Origin of the sequence: Corynebacterium sp. HMSC065D07 (assembly GCF_001810695.1) — a bacterium.
In the GTDB taxonomy this organism is placed as follows: domain Bacteria; phylum Actinomycetota; class Actinomycetes; order Mycobacteriales; family Mycobacteriaceae; genus Corynebacterium; species Corynebacterium hesseae.
Genome location: NZ_KV802472.1, coordinates 14,518 through 36,048, shown reverse-complemented (window position 1 = coordinate 36,048; position 21,531 = coordinate 14,518). Strand labels below are relative to the sequence as shown.

The window sequence follows — 21,531 nt, the reverse complement described above, 5'->3', positions numbered from 1 at the left end:
TGTTGGTGGATTCTAAGACGCCGCGCATGTTGGCGATCGTGGTGGCATCGTCAGTTATGGAAAGGGTGTTGGGGCCTTGTGCGCGGTAGGTGATGCGCACGCCTGGTTTGGCTATGCGTTTGGAGCGGAGTTCTTTCAGTCGTGTGGCGGCGACGGTGGGGATGCGGTGTGCGGGTGTTCCTGCGAGTTTGATTCGCAGGTTCCAGGCGTCGAGGGTTTTCTTCACCTTCGCGGTGTAGGACTCGATGAGTGTGAGGGTGCCGAGGCTGTGGCGTTGTTGAAGTGCTGCGGTCCGGGCTTTGCGTTGTTTGCCTCTGAAGCGGGTGGGGCCGAAGTACACCTGGTTAAGGTTTGCAAGCTCGGCGGCATCGGAAGCAGAAGCGCCGAGTGCGCGGAGCTCGTCGGGTGAGCCAGGAATGTTTTCCACCAGCGCAATCCCCGAATTGCGAAGGCGGATGTAGGTTTCGATATCCCCCATGAGCACAGAGACTAAAACAGCACCGTAGGCCCCGCAACCGGAAGAAGAAACTACCTGGTCTTAGCCTACGCAGGAGCCGGTTGGGGTGGCGTCGACAAGCTGCGTGACGTCACCCACGTGGCCGCGCACCTCGTCCGCGGTAAGCGCATAGCCCGTATCGGAATCCTCAACGGAGGCACCAAACACAACGCCCAGTACCTGACCCTCCGGGTTGATCATCGGACCGCCGGAATTGCCCTGCCGGATGCTACCGCGCACCGTGTAGGCATCGCGCTCCACGCGGCCCGTGGAGTAGATATCCGGACCAGCAATGGTCAGGCGATCCCGCACGCGCGCCGGCTCCGCAGTAAACGGCCCCGACTGCGGGAAGCCCAAGACGATGGCATCGTCCCCGGTAGCAGCCGCTTGTTCCGCCCACGGCAAAGGATCCAATCCCAGGCCCGGGCTATGCAGCACAGCAATGTCTACGTCCGAGTTGTAATACACCACGTCCGCTTCCTTGAGGCCAAGGACCGTATCCAGGCGAACCTTATCCGTGCCCGCCACAACGTGGGCGTTCGTGATGACGTAGTCCGGCTCCGTCACAAAGCCCGAGCCCATGAGGCGGCGCGAGCATGCCTCAGCATCACCCAGCACGTGAATGACGGAAGGCCGCACGCGTTCTGCAAGTTTGGGATCCCCAATGTTTACCGCCGGCGCATCCACCTCGACATCGGCGCCAGATCGCTGCCAGGGCGATACCAACGGCGGCAACCCGGACTCGTTGAGGAGCGCAGCCAAGCCATTCGGCAGCGCCGCCAGGCGCGAAGGCGCCACCGCATTCAGCGAGCTCAGCACACGCGATTCACGCAGCGCCTGCCCCGGCTGGCCGCCCAGGTTGGAGGCCAAGGGCAAGGACACCAGCCAAATCACCACGATGGCCGCCGCGGCTTGGAAGACCGCGCCAATCGACGAATCCACGCGCTGCCCCGAGCGGGTTCGCATGCGGTCCCGCAGAGCCATGCCAAGCGACGTCCCCACCAGCTGCCCCAGCCCCACCAGCAAAATCAGCACGCCGACAGCCAGCAAAAAGCGCACGGCCGCCTGGTCCGTCAGCCCCATCACCAGCGGGGCAACCACGGTTCCTAAGACCAACCCCGCAATGATTCCCACCGCTGCGAGGACCGCCGCTAAAGCGCCCTGCCGCCAGCCCACGCGCACGGCGAGGAGCACGGCAATAACGATAAGGATGTCAACAGCTAGGGACACAGAGGAATTACTTTCTTAAGGGCTAAAGGGCAGAAACTAGCCTATCTTCTCATTATTCAAAGAGCGATTGAGTGAGTCACGCAGATCATGAACCATATTCTTATCCCATTCCACGCTCCAGCCCGCATGGTCCATCAGCCCGGAGAGCACTCCCGCGGTAAACCCCCACACCACGTATCCCCGTGCCCGGAAGGCCGGCCCCTTCCAGCGGCTAAACCCCACCATCATGCGGTTGGCCGGATCCGCCAGCTCGCGCAGCGGGACGGTGAAGACATCATCGGTCTCCGCCGGGCTCGCCGGCCACACGGTGCCCGGTTCATGCCAATACGCCAGGACCGGGCTCACGGTGTTGCCGGTAGCCCGGATGTCCAGCTTGCCCCACTGCTCAAGAGGGGTGACCGTGGAGCGGTCGAGGCCGGTTTCTTCCTCGGCTTCGCGCAGGGCGACGTCGACAAGCGAGGCGTCCCCCTCCTCCCTACGCCCGCCGGGAAAGGCAATTTGGCCGGAGTGCGAGCGCATCGACGGCGAGCGGTGCGTGAGCAGCACCTCACCATCCTCAAAACTGGTGCCCTTCAGCAGCACCAACACTGCCGATTCACGCCGGCGCTTAGCGGCCGGGACATGCCGAATGAGACGTTCTTGGACCTTGTCTGTATCAACCCCGAGCGCCGGGCGCAGCCACTCCGGGGCATGAGCAGGAAAGAGGCGGCTCACTTGAGAACCTCCTCGACGGCCTCCTCCAAATCTTCTGCGGAGTCGAACGGCTTCACAAACTTCTCCTCCACCGTGCCATCGCGCACCACCAGGGTGATGGGGATAACGCCCGGCAACCCGAGCTCACCTGCGAAGGCGCCGTCATCGTCTTGGTAGCTGGGGATATCAACCTGCAGATCGCTGAGAAGAGCGGCCCCGTTGGCAGCGTTCGCATCCGCATGCACGCCAACGACATTCCACGTCGGGTGCGCTCGCGCAAGGTCTTCGAAGAAGGGCAGCTCCGTGCGGCACGGTTCGCACCACCACGCCCACACAGTGACGATCTGGACGTTCTTGGCCGCCGCAGTACCGGCCGCACCCAAGCACGGAAGGTCCACACCCGCAAGCGGTCCCTCGGGGCATTTGGGGCGCTTGGCCACCTCTTGCTCCTGTGCCTCGGGGAGGGCGACCTCCGGTTCATCATTCTCAAGCAGGTTCACCACGCCGACGAATGCGAGCGCCGCCAGCGCGATAATGGCAGCGATGCTCGCCTTCACGTATCCGGGCCACCGAGAATATTGGCTCATTGCTCCACCTTAACCTCGCGAGGGGCACCATGGGGCGAGGACGCAGGCCGCGCACTGCGGCTTCCGCGCGGTGCACACGCGCCGTCCATGGAGAATGAGGCGGTGCGAAAACACGGTTTGTTCAGCTTCGGGCACGCGCTTAGCGACGTCCTTCTCAATCGCCCTCGGGGTCTTCGCCTCGGTCAATCCAAGACGCCGGCTCAGGCGCGTGACGTGGGTATCCACCGTGATCCCCGGCAGGCCGAAGGCATTGCCGCGCACCACCAGCGCGGTCTTGCGCCCGACGCCGGGCAGGGAGGTGAGCTCGTCGATGCCGCGGGGCACCTGCCCATCGAAGTCCGCGACGAGCTTTTCTCCGATGCCTAACAGGTGGCCGGCCTTCGTGCGTTGGAATCCGAGCGGGCGGAGGATGCGCTCGAGGTCAGCGCGGTTCGCGGCCGCATAGTCCGGCGCGGAGGTATAGGTAGCAAAGAGCTCCGGGGTGACCTGGTTGACGCGGGCATCCGTGCACTGTGCGGAGAGCACCGTAGCAATAAGTAGCTCGAGCGGCGTGGTGAAATCTAGCTCGCAATCGGCGTCGGGGTATTCATCCGCCAAGGCGGTACGAATATGAACGATGCGAGCGGCCTCGTCAGCGTCATCGTGGTGCACGGGAAGGTCAGGGGACATAAAAGAGATCTTAGTGACGGCGGCTAGAATGGGAAGCATGATTTCGCTCGTCATCTTTGTGCCGCTGTGCCTCGCGCTGTTTGCCATCCTCATGGAGAAACTTGAGGCGACGGCCTTCGAAAACTAAATAGCCCATTCAAGGCGTGTGATTATTTTTCACGTTGGTGGAAATAGTGACTAATTACACTGTATGATATTGTGCAGTGCCTCGTGGCGCACTGGAGACTAGGTGCGTCAAATCAAACCAAACCAGCTTGTGTCCCAGTGTTTTCCGGGCTGCGCAGGCTTTAAGGAGTAACAGTGGAAGGCGTACAGGACATTCTCTCCCGCGCTGGCATTTTCCAGGGCGTCGATCCGGTAGCAGTACAGAACCTTATTGAGCAGATGGAAACCGTCCGTTTCCCGCGCGGCACCACCATTTTCGAGGAAGGTGAGCCGGGAGACCGCCTCTACATCATCACCTCGGGCAAGATTAAGCTCGCCCGCCACGCCCCGGATGGCCGCGAGAACCTGCTGACCGTGATGGGCCCGTCCGACATGTTCGGTGAGCTCTCCATCTTCGATCCGGGCCCGCGTACCTCTTCCGCAGTGTGCGTCACCGAGGTCACCGCAGCCACGATGAACTCTGAGATGCTCAAGCAGTGGGTTGCCGATCACCCGGCGATTGCCCAGCAGCTGCTGCGCGTGCTGGCGCGCCGTCTGCGCCGCACCAACGCCAACCTGGCGGACCTCATCTTCACCGACGTGCCAGGCCGCGTGGCCAAGACCCTGCTGCAGCTGGCTAACCGCTTCGGTGTGCAGGAGGGCGGCGCGCTGCGCGTGAACCACGACCTCACCCAGGAAGAGATCGCCCAGCTCGTCGGCGCTTCCCGTGAGACCGTGAACAAGGCTCTGGCTACCTTCGCTCACCGCGGCTGGATCCGCTTGGAGGGCAAGTCGGTGCTCATCGTCGATACCGAGCACTTGGCCCGCCGCGCACGCTAGGCCTTAAAGGCCGAGCCCGCCTGTGCGGTCCTCGGCCTGAGGCTTGTCCTAACGCAAAATCCCCCGAGAATTTCTCGGGGGATTTTCCTATGTAGTGCTTTAGTTCTGAGCCGCGAGGTACTTCAGCGCGGTGCGCGTCGACTGCTCAGCTGCGTGACGCAGGACCGGATCGACATCGTCATACATCTCATCAACGAGAGTCTTGACGTCGACGTCCTCACCCAAGCGCCCACGGACTTCCTTGATCTGGTCCAGGCGGTGGTGACGGCGGTCAATGTACTTGCGGGCAACCGCGGAGGTGTCCTCCAAGTCCGGGCCGTGGCCCGGGAAGAGCGCCACATCCTTGCCGCGTTCTTCCAGAAGATCCAGGGTCTTCAGGTAATCAGCCAAGTCGCCATCCGTCTCAGACAACAGCACGGTGTGGCGACCTGCGATGGTGTCACCGGTCAGGATGCCCTCCAGGGTGGAGTTCTTCGCTTCCGCGGACCACACAAAGAAACAGGTGGAATCTGCGGTGTGCCCCGGGGTGTGAACGACCTCAAGCTGCGGGGTGATGCCGTCGACGGTGATCACTTCTCCGTCGACAAGCGCGTCGCCTCCATTGCAGTAATTCGGATCGAAAGAGCGGATGGGAGCGCCGGTGAGCTGACGCAGGCGCTGGGCGCCTGATGCGTGATCATCGTGGCGGTGGGTAAGAAGGATCAGCGCAACCTCGCCCGCCTTCGCGGTCACGACGTTGAGATGACCTTCATCCTCCGGGCCCGGATCAACCACAATGGCGCGGGAATCTTCCCCAGCGCGGATGATCCACGTATTGGTGCCCTCCAAAGCGGTGTAACTGGGATTATCGCACAGCACGACACCGACGGACTGGCTCACGGGACGCAGTTGGCTATATGCAGGATGCTCCATGGTTCTAACCCTATCCGATTACTCAGCGATTTCTACGATGACTTCGATCTCAACGGGGGAATCTTTCGGTAGGACCGCTACCCCCACCGCGGAACGCGCGTGGATTCCGGCGTCTCCGAAGACCTCACCCAAGAAGTCGGAAGCACCATTGATGACCGCAGCTTGCTCAGTAAAGGAGGGGTCCGAAGCCACGAATCCAACCACCTTCACCACGCGGGTTACGTGGTCAAGGCCTACGAGACCATCGATTGCAGCCAAAGCGTTCAGCACGGCCACGCGTGCCAATTCTTGCGCCTTTTCTAGGCTAACCTCTGCGCCGACCTTGCCGGAAGCCGGCAATTCACCGCCCACAACGGGCAGCTGGCCAGAGGTCCACACCTGGTTTCCCGCGCGGGTAGCTGGGATATAGGACGCGAGGGGGACAGCGACAGAAGGCAGCTCGACGCCGAGCTCTTCAAGGCGGGCAAGCGCACCCATTAGGACTCCTCCACAGGACGCTTGAAATAGGCGACAACATTCTCCGGGTTCATACCCGGGGTGATGGTGACGAGCTCCCAGCCGTCCTCACCCCAGGAATCGAGGATTTGTTTCGTCGCGTGCGTAAGAACCGGCGCAGTGGCATATTCCCATTTAGTCATGGGCTCAATGCTACTAAATACCGATGAGTTCGCCACCCTCAGCGAGGTAATGGGCCCAGCTCGTGATGTGCGGGTTCTTGCGCAGAAGGGCGCGGCGCTGACGCTCCGTGAGGCCGCCCCACACGCCGAACTCCACGCGATTATCAAGCGCATCCGCGCGGCACTCATTGAGCACCGGGCAATGGCGGCAGATTACTGCAGCTTTACGCTGCTCAGCTCCTCGTACAAAGAGTGCATCAGGATCACCGTTGCGGCACTTAGCTTGGGTAACCCACTCACCACGCTCTGTGGTTAACGAGGCATTCTTTACCATTGCGGACCGTCCTGCACCTTTGACACTGACTGCCATGGCTAGGTAACTCCTTCCAAGCTCACCCCCGTCGAGCTCAAAGATCATGAATAACCCTCTACCCGACGGAATATTATGTACCCTTGGTAAGTCTATTCACAGACCGGTATACCTGTCTAACAGGTCACACTTTAGGGGGGTCTCCCGGATATCCTCCTAAACCACTAGTGTGTGGAGGGTGACTGTGATCAAATCCCTGGGAAAGCTCGTCCTGTCCACAGCACTGGTCGGCATCCTCATCGCGCTGGCCATCGCCCCCGTCGCTGGCGTCAGCGGTGTCGCCGTGGCCAGGACCAATGAGACGATGCAATCAGACGTCCAGGATCTCACCAACGGTGATACCCCCGGCGTGAGCACCATCTTGGATGCCAAGGGCAACCCCCTTGCGTATATCTATGAGCAGCGCCGCCATCCAGTGAAACCGGATGAGATCTCGGACGCCATGAAGAAGGCAGTGGTGGCTATCGAGGACCGCCGTTTCTATGAGCACGAGGGCGTCGACTTGCAGGGCAATGTCCGTGCGTTGTGGACCAACCTGGTTGCGGGCGGTGTCTCCCAGGGCGCATCCACGCTTGACCAGCAGTACGTAAAGAATTACCTCCTTTTGGTCAACGCGACTACCGACGAAGAACGTCAGGCCGCGACCGAACAATCCGTGGCCCGTAAGCTGCGCGAAATGCGCATGGCTACGGACATCGATGCCCGGCTCTCCAAGGATGAGATCCTCACCAACTATCTCAACCTCGTCCCCTTTGGAAACCACTCCTTCGGCGTTGAGGCCGCTAGCCGCACCTACTTCGGAACCGATGCCGCGCACCTCACCGTGCCGCAGGCTGCGATGCTCGCCGGCATGGTGCAATCCTCGGAATACCTCAACCCCTATACCAACGAGGAAGGCGTAACTGAGCGCCGCAACGTGGTGCTCCAAGCCATGGTTGACAACGGCTCCCTTTCCCAGGAGGACGCCGACGCCTTTTCCCAGCAGCCGCTCGGCGTGTTGGACAGCCCTGCAACCTTGGCTAACGGCTGCATCGGCGCGGGCGATCGCGGCTTCTTCTGCGACTATGTGCTGGAATACCTCAACGAAAAAGGCATCGACCGCGAGCACCTTGCGCGTGGCGGTCTGACCGTTAAGACCACGCTTGACCCCGACGTCCAAGACCAAGCGCTCAACGCAGTGCGAAGCAACACCGCCCCGGATGCGGCGGGCGTGGCGGAGGTCATGAACGTTATCAAGCCGGGCACCGATTCCCGCAAGGTCCTAGCCATGGTGTCGTCGCGCACCTATGGGCTCGACCTGAACAACAATGAAACCCTTCTGCCCCAGCCCAATTCTTTGGTGGGCAACGGCGCAGGCTCCGTGTTCAAACTCTTTACCGCCGCGGCCGCCCTGGAGGCGGGCTACGGCATCAAGGACAAGCTGGCCGTGCCCAATCGCTACGAAGCGGAAGGCCTGGGATACGGCGGCGCAGCTAACTGCCCGCCCAACAAGTACTGCGTGGAAAACTCCGGCAACTACGCCTCCACGATGACCATGCAGGACACACTGGCCTACTCCCCCAACACCCCCTTCATCCAGCTCACCGAGCAACTTGGCGTCGAGCGCCTGGTCGACATCGCCGTCAAGCTCGGCCTGCGTTCTTATGAAGAACCCGGCAGCTACGACGGCGAGTCCTCCATCGCCGACCACATTAAGGAATCCAATCTCGGCTCCTTCACGCTCGGCCCGACAGCAGTGAATGCACTGGAGCTGTCTAACGTGGGCGCGACGGTGGCGTCGCAAGGCATGTGGTGCGAGCCCAACCCCATCGAGGAAGTCACGGACTCCCACGGCAACGAGGTCTACCTCAAACACACGCCGTGCGAACGCGCAGTGGACAAGGAAGTGGCGAAGGCGCTGGAAAACAACATGACCGCCGATACCGAAAAGGGCACCGCCTCCGACTCTGCACGCGCTGCCGGCTTCAGTGGCCAGGCCGCCGCCAAGACCGGTACCACCGAGTCCAACCAGTCCTCGGCTTTCCTTGGATTCAACTCGGCAGTCGCTGCCGCACCGTACATCTACAACGACGGGACCACCACGAGCCCGCTGTGCACCGGCCCGGTACGCCAGTGCTCCAGCGGCAACCTCTTCGGTGGCAAGGAGCCGGCGGCGACGTTCTACACAATGGCCGCGCGCGTACCCGAGGCGCAGAAGGGCACGGTGCCCGATTATGACCGGGCCTACGACTCCGGCAAGGTTTCGCCGCTTATCGACGGCGTGAAGGGCAAGTCCGAAAGCCAAGCCCGTTCCGCGCTGGAGAAAGCCGGATACAAAGTCAGGACCGCCGAGGTCCCCGCGCCCGGCGTGGGCTATGGCAAGGTAGTTCGCGTCATCACCGGTCCATCCGGCGCGAAGAAGGGCGCGGAGGTCACGCTCCAGCTTTCCGACGGCTCCGCGAGCGATTCTTCTGATTCTGCGAGCACGAACCCCATAGTCTGGGACTCCAACTCGGGCTCTCCGTCCGCACCGAGCGGCGGCGAGCCGGGAGGCGGCCAGTCCGAGCCACTATTCACTCAAGAAGATGTTGACCGCTTCACGAATGACGTGCGGAGCTTCTTCGGGCTTTAGCGCTTTAGTTGAGGGCAGCCTTCACTGCAGTGGACAGGCGCTTGCCGTCCGCGCGTCCGGCAGCCTTGGCGGTGGCCACCTTCATGACGTTACCCATCTGCTTGATGGTCGCCGGCTCACCGGAGTCCTTCTCAACCTCGGCGATGGATTCTTTAACGAGGGCGTTCAGGGAGTCGTCGTCAAGCTGCTCCGGCTGGTAGGCCTCGAAGAAGGGGACGTCGGCAAGCTCCGCCTCCGCCAACTCCGGGCGGCCATTCTCCGCGTAAACCTCTGCGGACTCGCGGCGCTTTTTAATCTCACGAGCGATGACCTTGAGGATGTCCTCATCGGTGATCTCGTGGCGAGAACCGGAAGTTTCCTCCGCCTGGATGGCAGACAGCAGAGAACGGATGGCGCTCGTACGGGCCTTATCCTTGGCCTTCATCGAGGTCTTAAGGTCAGCGCGGATAGTTTCTTTCAACTCACTCATGCCCTTCAATCTACGCCAGCCGGCCAGGTAGTGTGGTGAGGGTGAAGATTTTCCCTGTCCTTGGCGGACTCGCCGCCGCCGGCCTGGGCACCGCCGCATGGGCGCACTCAGAGCTCACCAAGTTCGAGCTCAAGGAGTACACCCTGCCGCTGCTGGAGCCCGGCACGCTGCGCGAGGAGTCCGAGTTCCGCATCCTGCACGTGTCCGACCTCCACATGATTCCGGGCCAGCGCGCCAAAATCGAGTGGGTCTCAGGCCTCGAAGCCCTCGACCCGCACCTGGTGATCAACACCGGTGACAATCTTTCCGACGAGCGCGGCGTCCCCGAGGTCCTCCGCGCGCTTGGCCCGCTGCTGAGCCGCCCGGGGATGTTCTGCTTTGGCACCAATGATTACTGGGCGCCGCGCATCCCGAATCCCTTCAACTACCTGATTGGGAAGAAGAACGAGCCCTCTTATGTGAACCTGCCGTGGAAGGGCATGCGCGCGGCCTTCCTTGAGCACGGCTGGCACGATGCCAACCAGGCTCGCGTGGAATTCAAGGTGGGCGATGTTCGCCTGGCTGCCGCCGGTGTGGACGACCCACACCATGATCTGGATGACTACTCGGAAATCGCCGGCGCCCCGAACGAGGATGCCGACCTTTCCTTGGCGCTCCTGCATTCCCCGGAACCCCGCGTCTTGGAGAAGTTCGCCGCCGACGGCTACCAGCTGTCCTTGTCTGGACACACGCACGGCGGCCAGTTGTGCCTGCCGTTTAAGGTGTTGGGCTCGCGCTCCATCGTGACCAACTGCGGCATCGACCGCGTCCGCGCCCAGGGCCTGCACCGGTTCGGAGAGATGTACATGCATGTCTCCAACGGGTTGGGTACCTCGAAGTTCGTTCCCTTCCGAGTCTTCTGCCGCCCGTCGGCCACGCTCCTGCGTATCACTGAGAAGACCGCCTAGGGATACCCCCTCCACGCTGCCGTTTTGTCCTTTCAGACCGGGGTGCGTTACAGTAATCCGGTACCGCTTAGAGCGAGACACCGGGATATGGCGCAGCTTGGTAGCGCGCTTCGTTCGGGACGAAGAGGTCGCAGGTTCAAATCCTGTTATCCCGACCACCTCAACGGGTCGATGACCTGCACTTACTTCAAATGCAGTGATTCGGCCCGTTTCTTTTGTGCTTTGTTTGTCACCGCTTTGTCACCCGTTCATTCGTTCATACGCCGCAAGGTCAATCCCCATACCCAGATACGTCGTATAGATTGCTGTTGTTTCCAAGTCCGCATGGCCAAGCCACGATTGGACCACATTCACCGGGACTCCCCGCCGTAACCAGTTGCATGCGGCGCTATGCCGGAGATCGTGAATCGTGCGCCCTCCAGAAATTTCTTCCCACTTTGTCGAGCGAGTAAATCGCCCACGCCAAATCTGGCTTTTACCGTTCCGCGAGAGCAGATAGTCATCACCAGTCTTGCCTCGTGAGAGCTCTTCCACGACAGGGACAAGTACCTTCGCTAGCGGGACCACTCGCATGCGGCCCGATTTAGGAGCCTTTTCAGGTTTCCCTTCAGGCTGTGACCTTTTCACCTGGATATGCGGTGGATTAGACGTAAGCTGCACATCCGCAACACGGAGCGCACGAGCTTCTCCCCAGCGCACCCCGCTATAAGCCAATACTCGTACGACAGCAGCATCAAAGTCCCTCAGACCTTTAGCCATTGCTTCAATCTGGCCTTCAGTCAGTGGGCTAATGGCGTGCATAGTCTTCTTCCGGCGTGGGATTTCTACAGCCTTCATGGGGTCACTCACCACATAGCCGCGTCGTGCCGACCACTTAAAGAAGGCGCACAGGCAGTCGCAATAACGTCGCACCGTCGCCGCCGACTTCTCTGCACGCCACGAATCCACCAGCAGTTGTAAATCTTGGGGCTTAATTCCCCGAATCTGCCGTTTGAGGAGTCCCGATGGAAGAATGCCGATGACCACAGAGTCCGTCGCATACGTAGAAGCCGCCACGTCGTCCTTTCGAACTTCGAGCCACACATCCGCCGCCGTCTGCACCGAGACCCTGCCAAGCCTCGCGGAGAACGTGGAATCGGCGTACTTCAACCGCTCCCGATCTTCCCAGGCTTTGGCCTCAGCCTCAGTCGCGAACGTCCGCGACACCTGCTGACCTCGAATTTTGACGAGCCCCGGCCAACGACTTCCTCGTTGCCGAGCCATAACTATCGGCTCTCCAGCAGCCGACGCACGTCAGCCCGTGCATATCGCACGACGCGTCCCTGCGCAATAACCGGCTCAAGCGGCGGATTCGTCAAAGCCTTCCAGGCCGAGAGCGTCGACCTCGACACCGACAATATTTCCGCGACCTCACTGGGGGTCAGCACCGGACCGTAGCTAGATAGCGCCTTAGACGTTTTCATCCTCTTTCAGCGACTGCACTTCCCAGGCCCAGATGCCGATCTCGTCGTCATCGACGTACGGTGCCCGAAACCGAACCGGCGCCGGTTCACCATCCGCCCGCACGTACCCAACACCAGCGGTCGCGTAACCGTTCGTCTCCGTCGCCGGAGAAATCTCATGAGCCGCAGCCCCTAGGGCAGCCGCCCCACTTCCGAGCACCAGATCGACCTCCTGCGCCGACTCCACCCGCAGACAAATACGATTCATGAAATGCGCTCTGTACGGCCCTAAATTCTCCTTTTGCGGCTGCTGCGCGGCTGCTACGACATAGATCCCGGCCGACCGCCCCTGCGACAAAATTTGCTGCATCGAGGCTCTCACTGAGCTTTGCCATTTGCGGTCCCCCATCGTCCCCAAGGCGTTAAGCTCATCTACTACCAGGATGATTAGTGGACGTCCTTCCCGTTGCTCAAACTGCCTCTCTCCGGTTTCCTGCCGTCGCTTCATCTCAGCGACCAGGTCGAGCAGCAAGGACTCAATATCCGCCAAGTCAAAAGCCACCCGCTCAAATGCTCCGTCCACCACACCCGCGAGCTCCGCACGCTTCGGGTCGATTCCCCAGAATTGAGCACCTCCAGAAAGATACCCATAGGCATCGAATACACTTATCAGATAGCGCCACAGTAAGGATCCTTTTCCAGACCCCGAAGCCCCCACAACCAGCGTGTGTCCGAGATTCACGTAACAAACCTCGCCCCGGTCGTCCCTGCCGATGGGAAGCTTCTTACCAACGGGTTCCTCAAAAAACTCAGCATTCTCATACGCAGCGGGAATCGGGTCCTCAAGAAAGGCAGTCACCGTCGCTCGACCACGTCCACGTGGGGTAACAGTCACATCCTCCACACGTAACGCATCACGAATCGCTCCGCTACACGCCACGATATCCTCGACGGTTCTTCCCGGATTAGGGCGCTTACCCGGTCTGTAAACGAGGCCACGGTTGCAGACATGTCTGCCACCACACCAGGACTCACCATCAATCTGCCCAATAGTGTCCACGACGACCTGATCATTCGCTGCACGACTTTTGACCCGGACGGGTGCGTTCCCGAAGCAAAGGACGAGTTTCCCGGCGTGGACTACTGCCCTAGCCTGTACCACCTTTTGCGGGACGAACCATCTCCAGGCATCGACATCACCCACGACATTATCCGCGCACTACTTCCCTACCGCGGGATCCACATGGAGGTAGAGCCGAGGATTCTCGATGGCGATGTAGACATCGAGCGGCTGTAGCTGCTGGCTACGCTGTAAGCCATGAAGGAACCCAGCTGTGGTGTGTGCTGCGGCTGGGTTTCTTCTTGGGGAGGGTGAAGAGGGGACGTGATGGGACACCGGCCACGTCTTAAGTCGGGCAGCGTCTCCGCCAGACCCGGCAGAACTTGCGCACCGCTGACTGTAAGCATATACTTACACCTGACATCGTTCGATTACGATACGGAGGGATGATGGACGCAGCACGGCTCGCTCAGATGCTCAGTGCTCTTGGAAGTGAGCCTCGGTTGCGAATTATCGCCTCCCTAGAGACGGATTCGACCCATGTCAGTGAGCTGGCCCGCCGACTCGGGATGTCTCGGCCACTGCTCTACCAGCACCTCAACCGCTTGGAAGCTGCTGGACTCATCGAGAGTGGCCTGGAACAGCTCGGAGAGAGCCGAGTGAGGAAGCACTACTGGGTCGCTCCGTTTCAGCTTGAAGTAACTCCAGACCACATTAGGCACCTGATTAATCAAGAACAGAAAAGGGAATCTTCGTGACACTTACCGCTACCGTATTTCTTGTCATCCTCGCCGCCGCATTACCACTCGCGATCTTCGTTGCTCTTACCGTCTGGGTGGTACGCACCGTCACCAGCGCACGACGCGAAACGGCGACGGCGATCGATGGTTCCAACCAACTCATCGTGGAGCATCTACGCAACATCACCGAGCGGTTGGATCGGATTGAGGCCCAACTCAGCGAGATCCCCGAGTAATCAGGCTCTTCCTTAAACAAGGGGCGCGGTGGTTTTGGCTCCGCGCTATGGGCTGTCACAGCGTATGCGCTAAGCACGTCGCGTAGACCTCCAGCAACATAAACTTGCTTGTGACTTTGGCGGCGGGGTGTGTCTCCGGTCGTGGCGTTATCCTGTCCCTCTCGCGGATAGGGGCTAGGACTGGGGACGAACCACGTGGTGTGCCCCCACCTCCGACACCGCCCCGGCCCACCTGCCGACGGAACCGGGAACGGAAACCGACGGAAACCATAGCTGTGGTTCGGGTCGTTGCAGGTGGGTGGGTAGTTTCGCAAAAGACTCAACCCGCAGGAAACTGCGGGTTCTTTTTCGTTTTCACCTCTAAAAGAGGGGTTAAGGAGAAGCGTAAACAACGTGACGCGCTGCACCCCATCGACCGGGACATACCGCGTCCGAGATTTCTTCCCTGACCAACATCGTGACCGAAGCCAATGAGATTGGTAAGTTCGGCTAGCTCTGCAAACATGACCAGGTTTATTCTTCGTACTGAGAGCGCACCGCACCAGGACCAAGACGAACAGTGCAGCAGTTGGAGCACCGGGTCACAGTTAGGTCAGCCTAGACCTCCTCAGGGCAAATGCCGAGGGCACATCCCCCTCTTCCGCGATTGAAGGTACCGCATCAGTAGAAAGCCACCAATTGCCGACGCGTAAATACACATATATACTCACAGAAGTACGCCAGGCGTTGAGCCGCGAGGCAAGAATACCCCGGGCAACAACTCCGAGAGCCGATGCTTAGCATCGGCTCTCGTGCCATTTTCCGGAGTCACGGAGTTCAATTTGCTGCTCGCATACCTCGACGAAATTGGTTCCCCTGGGGCCTTTGTCCATCCTTCACACAAGAAGTTCTCTGATAGCCCCGCTTTTGGTTATGGCGGCTTTGTAATTCCCGAAGATAATGCTCGGCAATTTGGCGCCTTCTTCGCGGAACGAAAGAAACAATTCTTCCAAAATGATATTCCAGACAACGTCGATCCTGGTCGATGGGAAAGAAAAGGCGCAGATTTACTGTTCGCCAAGGCGTACGATGAACGTCCCCAAAATTTAAGACTGCTTGGAAGTCTGATTTCCAAACTTAGGCAATTGAATGGAAACCTTTTCTACTATGCTGAAGAAAAGCCAATAGGCACTCCCAAAGAGACTAACTGTGGTCCAAATGAATTTCGCCAGCGAGAAGAAACCTCAATGAGGGAATCCTTAAATAGGCTGGCGAATCATGCACATTCGTTAGACCAATCGATGCTCGTGCTAATGGATCAAATCAATGAGAAATCCCGAATCCAGCGCTTACCTGTGATGTACGCCCATATTCTGGGTCGAGCTACCGAGCATAAGGAAATGCGGCGATTGATTGAACCGCCTATGCACATCGACAGTAAACTCTCTTCTAATATCCAGTTTGCTGATTGGGTATGCGCTTTAGTAAAACGAGCTGTCGAATATCAACTAGTAGAAGATTCTCGCTATTCATGGATCCCCTTTGCGAGTCAGTTATCGGCTGCGCGAGGAGCTTTCACCTATGAATCGAAACTCCACCTATGTGGGCGATCCATCTCAGATCTCCACCATTCAGAGATTATCTATGCCGAGAGGCCAGTTATCGACTTCCTAAATGTGAGTCAGGAAAACCGGGAAAAACTAGAACGGGTCAGGAAAGCCACACTCAGGTAAATGCATGGTTGCCACAAATCTCCTGCAGGAAGCCAATTCCTTGTGAGAGGTTTTGCCAACGGAACCAAGCAGTAGGCAGCTTCGAGTTCTTTTGCGTTTCACGGTTAAGGGCTTTTAACCAGCCCTAGAAGCTCGAAGATCCACCCGAACCGGAAAAGCCCGAGCTAAACCCGCTGTTGACGCCGCCGCTGCTGGAGGAGCTATCGCGGGCGGTGGTGGCATCGCTGTCCCAGGTGCTCACAACGTAGAAGGGCACGTAGCCGTGGTAGCCGGAACCGGCGAAGAAGTTGGAGTCATAGATACGCGTGCGCTCTGGGCGCTCGTCGGCCTCGTTGCGCTTCTGCAGCTGCGCCTGCAGGTGCTCAGAGAGTAGCGCGGTGCGGTCCAAGAGCTCCAAGTAGCGTTCCATGAACTGCGGGTGATTGGGCTCGTTGGAGAGTGCAACGGCGGCACCTTCTAGCTCCTTGGCGTGACGCTCAAGCGCCGAGTCGATATCCGCCGCCAAGTAGCCTGCCTGCGCTAGGTCCTTGCCCAACTCGTAGAGCTCGAAGCGGCGGGCATCGGCATCAGCGTCTTCGATACGGCGCAGCTTTTCGATGTTGACTTCGGCGGTTTCCACGCGCTCACACAGCTCGCGCGCGTGGGCGATGGGCTCGGCATGCGAACGGAACTGTTCATCCGGCGCATCGGCTGGAATCGACATAAGGGATCCCACCTGGGCATCGATGGCGAGGAAGTCATCGCGAAGGCCCTCCCAGTCCTCACGCAAACGCTCATCCACCAGACCCGATTGCAGCGAGTGCGCCCGGATATCGATCTCCCTCAGGCGCTGTGCCACACCGGTATAGGTCTGCGATACGTAGTCCCAATCCTCGCGCGCCTGCTGCGCCTTCTTCTGCCGGCTGCGCCGAGTACCGCCGACAATGCCCGCGCCCGCGCCACCGATGCCCAGGCCCGCCACGCCGAGGCCAATGGCCGCCCCAATGCGCCCATCCTTCGCGCTCTCGTACTGGGCATCCGCAGCACGGTCCACATCGATCGCCGCCGCCGCACCTGCAAAGAGACCAGCAGGAATGTTGTCATCCCGCACGCCCGGCTTAATGGCTTCGATGGACTGCTCCAAATGGCTGTCACCTTTGCGCAGCTTCATCTGCCCGGCCACGTCCTCACCCGCAAAGACGAAGGCCTGGCGCGGGTCGAGTCCTACGCCGACGAAGACCTGACCATCAGCAAACTTATCCTTGCCGATAAGCTCCGGGTGATTATCACGCAGGTACTCCTCCACGGAGTCGTTAACGTTTTCTTTGTTCTTGGCAAAGACCATGTAGTGCAGCCCCTGGACCACGTCGGGGGCGGCGATCCGGGAGACATCGCTAAGCATGCGCTCTTCCTCCTCCGGAGTGAGCACATCATCCGGGTCCATGATGTCAGCCTGCACCTCACGCTGTGCGGGCTGCATGACGTAGTCGGAGCGTTCAGGCGCATCGAAGGCCGCCAAGCTCGCGCCCGCGCCGATTCCCCCGAGCAACAGACCGCCCACCATGGCCGCACCGACGATGGCGTCGACCGATGTTATTTTGGGGCCGCGGCTGGCGGCGAAAGGTTTGATATCGCGAGAGTCAGTCACGGTGATACTCCAATTCTTCAGCAGTCGGTGCCGCCAACTTTACCCCCACAATTGGAAACGACGCGGTGCCCCTACAGCAGCCGCGTCGCCCCTATTCCCTATCACTCACAACGGATTGGAGAAACCGTTTGCCTACCCCCTAAGTAGGCTTTGTGAGCGACTTTTACTCTAGCACTCTTTTCATTCACAGCGGTAGCAAAATCTGGAAAACCGAGTAACATATCGTGGCACTTCTGCGATGTGCCGGACGCAGGGCCGTGAGCTAGGCTTTTTCTTTTTCTGCCCGCCCTGCAGGTGCCCCCACGAGCACGAAGGCCGCAATCGTAATTACCCCCAAAATGGCCAGAGCAGTCCACAACTGTGGGGACTGCCCACCATTACCTGCCACGGTGATGGCGGAGGTGGCCCACTGCATGGGGAAGAGATGCACGAGCGCGCTCATCGCGGCGTTGAGATCGGTGCCGGTCGACGCCGCCTTCCACGCCCAGCCCACAATGCCAACCTGCGCCACGGCGAGCACGCTGCCCAGGACCCAGCCGCCAGCGCCAAGGCCGCGCGCAAGCGCGAACACAATGCTTGCCGACGCCACCCCGGCCCCCGCCGCCGCGAGCCCCGCCCAGGCCACCGCGGCTGCGGTCACGCCAGTAGCCAGGAGGGCCACGAGCAAGCCCACAACGACGCCAATCAGCACCGCCCCGCCGAGGAGCGTGAGGATTCGGCGCTCCACGCGGGTCAACAGTGCGCCGATAACACCGCCGCCAAGAGCAGCGATGGCTGCTAGCAACATAGCGACGATGGGGCTCAGAAGCTGGGCGGGTGCGCTGCCGCCCTCGGCGGGCCCGGCGACGGTCGGCATCGCACGCTGTGCGCCCTGCACCTTGGTCCGGTTCTGCTTGGCCATGCCATCGACCTTCTCCGCTCCTTCCACAAGCTTGTCTACGCCCTTCAAGGCCTCATCGACCTTCGCGTTGAGCTCACCAATACCGGCGTTGAGCTGCTTCGCCCCCTCGGTGGCTTGGTAGACGCCATCGTGATAGGCATAACCACTGACGGCCAGCTGATTGGAAAGCTCGCGCGAACCATCCTTGAGTTGCGTCAATTGATCCTGAACGGATTGGTCGAATTGGAAGTTCTCCACCTGGCCGCGCAGATCACCAAGCTGCGAGCGGATGTTCTTCGCCTCCGCCGAGTTGTTTCCTTCTAGGTCCTTTAAGGTGCCGTCGATTGCCTGCAAGAGCTGTCCGCGAACCACGCCGAGGCCCACGACTTGATCCACGGCTCCGCCGACCCCGTCGGCCAGCTCGGTGGCGCCGTTGCCCAGCTGGGCGGTGCCGGACTGCAGCTGCACGAGCCCGTCATAAAGCTCCTGCGAGCCGCCGGCCAGCTGGTCTACTCCACCGCCGAGCTCATCAGCGCCATCCTGGAGCTCCCCTGTGCCGTCTGCGAGCTGCTTCGTGCCGTTGGCCAAAAAGCCGGCTTGGGCATTGGCTTCCGAGAGGGCACGGGAGACGTCGTAAAGCTCAGCCGGATCGATGGTGCCATCGCTGGGAGCCCCGGCCTGTTCCTGCGACCAGGTTTCGGCCGGCTGCCACTCGGACACGGCGGCGACGACCGCACCGACAATGAGCGGCACGATGAGCACGAGGGTGAGAATCAGAGCGCGGGTGCCAACCTTCCGGTTGGCGTCAGCAGGACTGGCTAGGCGTGAGGTCATGTAAAAGAAACTATCGTTCACGCTGGGAAAAAGCGGTCAGGCGCGCGGAAAAGCCCCGCCAGTACCGTGTTCTTCGGTCACTAGCGGGGCTACTGAGGTTACGTAATTAACGCGTATGCGTTAATTACTTCTTCTCCGCGAAGAGCTCGCGCACGCGCTTGCCCAGCTGCGGGGAGACAGCATCCCAGTAGGCGTAGACGCGCTCCTCGGTCTCCGGGGACACGCCAGCCATAGCGTTGGTGATGTTGTCTGCGAGGCGCTCCTTGGCACCGTCGTCGTAGACGTTCTCGTACAGGTCAGTGGCCTGAACGGTGTCATTATCCTCGGCGTGGCGGACGTAGGGCGCACGAACCAAGTCGATGCCGGCCGGATCCGGGTTCACGTAGAGGTCCGGAGCGGTGGTGGTCTCCTGCTCCTTGAAGCGCAGGTTCTCATCGCCGTCCATGTAGCCGCCGCCCTTGGCGTGGCGGTTCGGCGAGTAGACCGGATCCTCCGGGGCATTGAACAGGTACTGCATCGAGCCCTCGTGCTCGTAGGTGTTGACCTGGTTAAGCGGCTGGTTCACCGGCAGCTGCTTGTAGTTCGGTCCGATGCGGTAGCGCTGCTGGTCGGCGTACGCGAAGACGCGTGCCTGCAGCATCTTATCCGGGGACAGGCCAATGCCCGGGACGATGTTGGACGGATCCAGGGCAACCTGCTCAATCTGCGCGAAGAAGTTACGCGGGTTGCGGTTGAGCACGAAGTATCCGACATCCACCAGCGGGTAGTCCTTCTTGGACCAGGTCTTGGTGAGGTCGAACGGGTTGAAGCGGTATTCCTCGGCCTCTGCCACCGGCATGATCTGAACCTTGACGTCCCAGACCGGGAAGTTGCCTTCCTCGATGGCGTTGTAGAGGTCTTCGCGGTGGTAGTCCGCGTTCTTGCCGGCCATCTCAGTCGCCTCGGCGTCGGTGAAGTTCTCCACGCCCTGGCGGGTCTTGAAGTGGTACTTCACCCAGAAGGCGTCACCGGACTCGTTGACCCACTGGAAGGTGTGGGAGCCGTAGCCGTTCTGGTGGCGGGTGGTCTTCGGGGTACCGCGGTCACCCATGAGGTAGGTGACCTGGTGGGTGGTCTCCGGGTTACGGGTCCAGAAATCCCACTGCATGTCAGCATCGCGCAAACCATTGGCTCCCAGACGCTTCTGGGAGTGGATAAAGTCCGGGAACTTAATACCATCACGCAGGAAGAACACCGGGGTGTTGTTGCCCACGATGTCGTAGTTGCCATCCTCGGTGTAGAAACGCAGCGCGAAGCCGTGGACGTCACGCCAGGTATCCGGGGAACCCTGCTCGCCGGCGACGGTGGAGAAGCGGCCCATCATCGGGGTCACGGTGCCCTTCTGGAAGAGCTTGGCCTTGGTATAAGCGGATACGTCCTCGGTAACGTGCAGCTCGCCGAAGGCACCGTGGCCCTTAGCGTGCGGGGTGCGCTCCGGCACGCGCTCGCGGTTGAAGTGTGCGAGCTTCTCAATAAGGTGGATGTCGTTGAGCACGACCGGGCCGTTTTCGCCAGCAGTGATGCTGGTGTTTTCCGTTGCAATGGGCTGACCGGAAGGGCGGGTGGTGTTCTCGCCGCCCGGGGCGCGCTGGCCCTTATCCAGAACCTTGTCTGCAACGAACTCGTTTGAAGCGTTAGTCATGGGGTTAATGCCTCCTACAGTTGTTGATAATTTGTGATTCGTTATCAATCTCGGACCTTTCATAGCCTACCCATTAAAAATGACCTACGCAACAGATTTTTTCCCAAATGTAGACGCCCACAGAGGAGCCCCAGCGGTTCCCGAGGCCCACGCCCCCGACTGGTAAATTATGGGAGGTGAAACGACACTCCGAGCGCGACGATGCGCGCGTCACCGATCTCGCCCTCAAGGCGGGCCGCGGCGACCGCGCAGCCCTCACGGAGTTCATCAAGTCCACCCAAGATGATGTCTGGCGCCTGCTCGCCCACCTCGGCGGCCCAGATATCGCGGACGACCTCACCCAAGAAACCTACTTGCGCGTCATCGGCGCGCTCCCCCGCTTTGCCGCCCGTTCTTCAGCACGCACGTGGCTGCTCTCCCTCGCTCGCCGCGTGTGGGTGGACAACATCCGCCACGACATGGCCCGCCCGCGCAAGTCCGCCACCGAGTATGAGGACGCCGCCGCCCTTGCCGCGACCCCGGAAAGCTCGGGCACGTGGAGCGAGTGGATCGACGCCCGCGCGCTGATCGACGCCCTCCCAGAAGACCGCCGCGAAGCCCTCATCCTGACCCAAGTCTTGGGCTACACCTATGAGGAGGCCGCGAAAATCGCCGGGGTTCGTGTGGGCACAATTCGCTCCCGCGTCGCCCGCGCCCGCAAGGACCTCATCGACCAGCGCGGATAATCGTTATCG

Annotated in this window: 23 protein-coding genes, 1 tRNA gene and 1 pseudogene; 9 read left to right on the top strand and 16 right to left on the bottom strand. The window is 60.5% G+C overall.

Going from position 1 to position 21,531, the window contains the following annotated elements; translation table 11 throughout:
* The 5 genes and pseudogenes from HMPREF2760_RS10980 to nth form a co-directional block, all read right to left on the bottom strand.
* Positions 1 to 478 (bottom strand): annotated as a pseudogene (locus HMPREF2760_RS10980) (HNH endonuclease); the annotation flags it as partial.
* A 60-nt stretch (positions 479 to 538) separates the two neighbouring features.
* Positions 539 to 1,726, bottom strand: coding sequence for a MarP family serine protease (locus HMPREF2760_RS10975; protein WP_070524079.1), 1,188 nt, complete (start codon positions 1,724 to 1,726; stop codon positions 539 to 541).
* A 36-nt stretch (positions 1,727 to 1,762) separates the two neighbouring features.
* Positions 1,763 to 2,440: an NUDIX hydrolase gene (locus HMPREF2760_RS10970; RefSeq protein ID WP_070524077.1), complete on the bottom strand. Its 678-nt coding sequence runs from the start codon at positions 2,438 to 2,440 to the stop codon at positions 1,763 to 1,765.
* On the bottom strand, positions 2,437 to 3,006 hold the full coding sequence (locus tag HMPREF2760_RS10965) for a TlpA family protein disulfide reductase (protein WP_070597368.1): 570 nt from the start codon (positions 3,004 to 3,006) through the stop codon (positions 2,437 to 2,439). Before HMPREF2760_RS10965 ends, HMPREF2760_RS10970 begins: the two co-directional genes overlap by 4 nt.
* A gap of 9 nt (positions 3,007 to 3,015) precedes the next feature.
* Positions 3,016 to 3,675: an endonuclease III gene (gene nth / locus HMPREF2760_RS10960; protein ID WP_246823686.1), complete on the bottom strand. Its 660-nt coding sequence runs from the start codon at positions 3,673 to 3,675 to the stop codon at positions 3,016 to 3,018.
* Between the two features lie 300 nt (positions 3,676 to 3,975).
* Between nth and glxR the strand changes: the two genes are divergently transcribed.
* Positions 3,976 to 4,659, top strand: a complete 684-nt coding sequence (glxR, locus tag HMPREF2760_RS10955; RefSeq protein ID WP_010189962.1) for a CRP-like cAMP-activated global transcriptional regulator GlxR — start codon at positions 3,976 to 3,978, stop codon at positions 4,657 to 4,659.
* 99 nt (positions 4,660 to 4,758) lie between these two features.
* On the opposite strand, the gene HMPREF2760_RS10950 is transcribed toward glxR, so the two are convergent.
* The 4 genes from HMPREF2760_RS10950 to HMPREF2760_RS10940 are packed head-to-tail and all read right to left on the bottom strand — an operon-like array spanning position 4,759 to position 6,558.
* On the bottom strand, positions 4,759 to 5,571 hold the full coding sequence (locus HMPREF2760_RS10950) for an MBL fold metallo-hydrolase (protein ID WP_070524074.1): 813 nt from the start codon (positions 5,569 to 5,571) through the stop codon (positions 4,759 to 4,761).
* 18 nt (positions 5,572 to 5,589) lie between these two features.
* Positions 5,590 to 6,048, bottom strand: coding sequence for a RidA family protein (locus tag HMPREF2760_RS10945; RefSeq protein ID WP_070524072.1), 459 nt, complete (start codon positions 6,046 to 6,048; stop codon positions 5,590 to 5,592).
* The gene (locus HMPREF2760_RS12790; RefSeq protein WP_154737218.1) at positions 6,048 to 6,209 is read right to left on the bottom strand and encodes a Sp36 family protein; all 162 of its coding nucleotides are present in this window, start codon (positions 6,207 to 6,209) and stop codon (positions 6,048 to 6,050) included. The genes HMPREF2760_RS10945 and HMPREF2760_RS12790 overlap by 1 nt, the downstream gene beginning before the upstream one ends.
* A 13-nt stretch (positions 6,210 to 6,222) precedes the next feature.
* Complete coding sequence (locus HMPREF2760_RS10940) at positions 6,223 to 6,558, bottom strand: WhiB family transcriptional regulator (protein WP_180952135.1); 336 nt, start codon at positions 6,556 to 6,558, stop codon at positions 6,223 to 6,225.
* A gap of 178 nt (positions 6,559 to 6,736) precedes the next feature.
* Here HMPREF2760_RS10940 and HMPREF2760_RS10935 point away from each other — a divergent pair, with 178 nt between their 5' ends.
* Entirely contained in the window at positions 6,737 to 9,169 is a 2,433-nt protein-coding gene (locus HMPREF2760_RS10935) for a transglycosylase domain-containing protein (protein WP_232755666.1), read from the top strand.
* Between the two features lie 4 nt (positions 9,170 to 9,173).
* Here HMPREF2760_RS10935 and HMPREF2760_RS10930 read toward each other — a convergent pair whose 3' ends face one another.
* On the bottom strand, positions 9,174 to 9,638 hold the full coding sequence (locus HMPREF2760_RS10930) for a GatB/YqeY domain-containing protein (protein ID WP_070524066.1): 465 nt from the start codon (positions 9,636 to 9,638) through the stop codon (positions 9,174 to 9,176).
* Positions 9,639 to 9,679: 41 nt separating this feature from the next.
* Here HMPREF2760_RS10930 and HMPREF2760_RS10925 point away from each other — a divergent pair, with 41 nt between their 5' ends.
* Both HMPREF2760_RS10925 and HMPREF2760_RS10920 read left to right on the top strand, forming a co-directional pair.
* On the top strand, positions 9,680 to 10,585 hold the full coding sequence (locus HMPREF2760_RS10925; protein ID WP_070597366.1) for a metallophosphoesterase: 906 nt from the start codon (positions 9,680 to 9,682) through the stop codon (positions 10,583 to 10,585).
* Positions 10,586 to 10,666: 81 nt separating this feature from the next.
* Positions 10,667 to 10,743 (top strand) — tRNA-Pro (locus tag HMPREF2760_RS10920).
* A gap of 82 nt (positions 10,744 to 10,825) precedes the next feature.
* Here HMPREF2760_RS10920 and HMPREF2760_RS10915 read toward each other — a convergent pair.
* From HMPREF2760_RS10915 to HMPREF2760_RS10910, 3 genes are all read right to left on the bottom strand, one after another.
* Complete coding sequence (locus HMPREF2760_RS10915) at positions 10,826 to 11,734, bottom strand: tyrosine-type recombinase/integrase (protein ID WP_158014586.1); 909 nt, start codon at positions 11,732 to 11,734, stop codon at positions 10,826 to 10,828.
* Positions 11,735 to 11,850: 116 nt separating this feature from the next.
* On the bottom strand, positions 11,851 to 12,048 hold the full coding sequence (locus HMPREF2760_RS13235; RefSeq protein ID WP_083304526.1) for a helix-turn-helix domain-containing protein: 198 nt from the start codon (positions 12,046 to 12,048) through the stop codon (positions 11,851 to 11,853).
* On the bottom strand, positions 12,035 to 12,886 hold the full coding sequence (locus HMPREF2760_RS10910) for an FtsK/SpoIIIE domain-containing protein (RefSeq protein ID WP_070524061.1): 852 nt from the start codon (positions 12,884 to 12,886) through the stop codon (positions 12,035 to 12,037). The genes HMPREF2760_RS13235 and HMPREF2760_RS10910 overlap by 14 nt, the downstream gene beginning before the upstream one ends.
* A 150-nt stretch (positions 12,887 to 13,036) precedes the next feature.
* Between HMPREF2760_RS10910 and HMPREF2760_RS10905 the strand changes: the two genes are divergently transcribed.
* The 4 genes from HMPREF2760_RS10905 (at position 13,037) to HMPREF2760_RS10890 (ending at position 15,775) form a co-directional block, all read left to right on the top strand.
* Complete coding sequence (locus tag HMPREF2760_RS10905; RefSeq protein ID WP_232755664.1) at positions 13,037 to 13,324, top strand: hypothetical protein; 288 nt, start codon at positions 13,037 to 13,039, stop codon at positions 13,322 to 13,324.
* A gap of 209 nt (positions 13,325 to 13,533) precedes the next feature.
* A complete protein-coding gene (locus HMPREF2760_RS10900) occupies positions 13,534 to 13,845 on the top strand; it encodes an ArsR/SmtB family transcription factor (RefSeq protein ID WP_005323142.1) in 312 nt (103 codons plus the stop codon).
* Positions 13,842 to 14,063, top strand: a complete 222-nt coding sequence (locus HMPREF2760_RS10895) for a hypothetical protein (protein ID WP_005323143.1) — start codon at positions 13,842 to 13,844, stop codon at positions 14,061 to 14,063. Before HMPREF2760_RS10900 ends, HMPREF2760_RS10895 begins: the two co-directional genes overlap by 4 nt.
* A gap of 821 nt (positions 14,064 to 14,884) precedes the next feature.
* Entirely contained in the window at positions 14,885 to 15,775 is an 891-nt protein-coding gene (locus HMPREF2760_RS10890; RefSeq protein ID WP_070524119.1) for a DUF3800 domain-containing protein, read from the top strand.
* Between the two features lie 124 nt (positions 15,776 to 15,899).
* On the opposite strand, the gene HMPREF2760_RS10885 is transcribed toward HMPREF2760_RS10890, so the two are convergent.
* From HMPREF2760_RS10885 to HMPREF2760_RS10875, 3 genes are all read right to left on the bottom strand, one after another.
* Positions 15,900 to 17,402, bottom strand: a complete 1,503-nt coding sequence (locus tag HMPREF2760_RS10885) for a DUF5129 domain-containing protein (RefSeq protein ID WP_070597364.1) — start codon at positions 17,400 to 17,402, stop codon at positions 15,900 to 15,902.
* 262 nt (positions 17,403 to 17,664) lie between these two features.
* The gene (locus HMPREF2760_RS10880; protein WP_070561350.1) at positions 17,665 to 19,116 is read right to left on the bottom strand and encodes a hypothetical protein; all 1,452 of its coding nucleotides are present in this window, start codon (positions 19,114 to 19,116) and stop codon (positions 17,665 to 17,667) included.
* 124 nt (positions 19,117 to 19,240) lie between these two features.
* Positions 19,241 to 20,797, bottom strand: coding sequence for a catalase (locus HMPREF2760_RS10875; RefSeq protein WP_070533789.1), 1,557 nt, complete (start codon positions 20,795 to 20,797; stop codon positions 19,241 to 19,243).
* Between the two features lie 176 nt (positions 20,798 to 20,973).
* On the opposite strand from HMPREF2760_RS10875, the gene HMPREF2760_RS10870 reads away from it, so the two are divergent.
* Entirely contained in the window at positions 20,974 to 21,522 is a 549-nt protein-coding gene (locus HMPREF2760_RS10870; protein ID WP_070524053.1) for an RNA polymerase sigma factor, read from the top strand.
* Positions 21,523 to 21,531 lie beyond the last annotated feature (9 nt).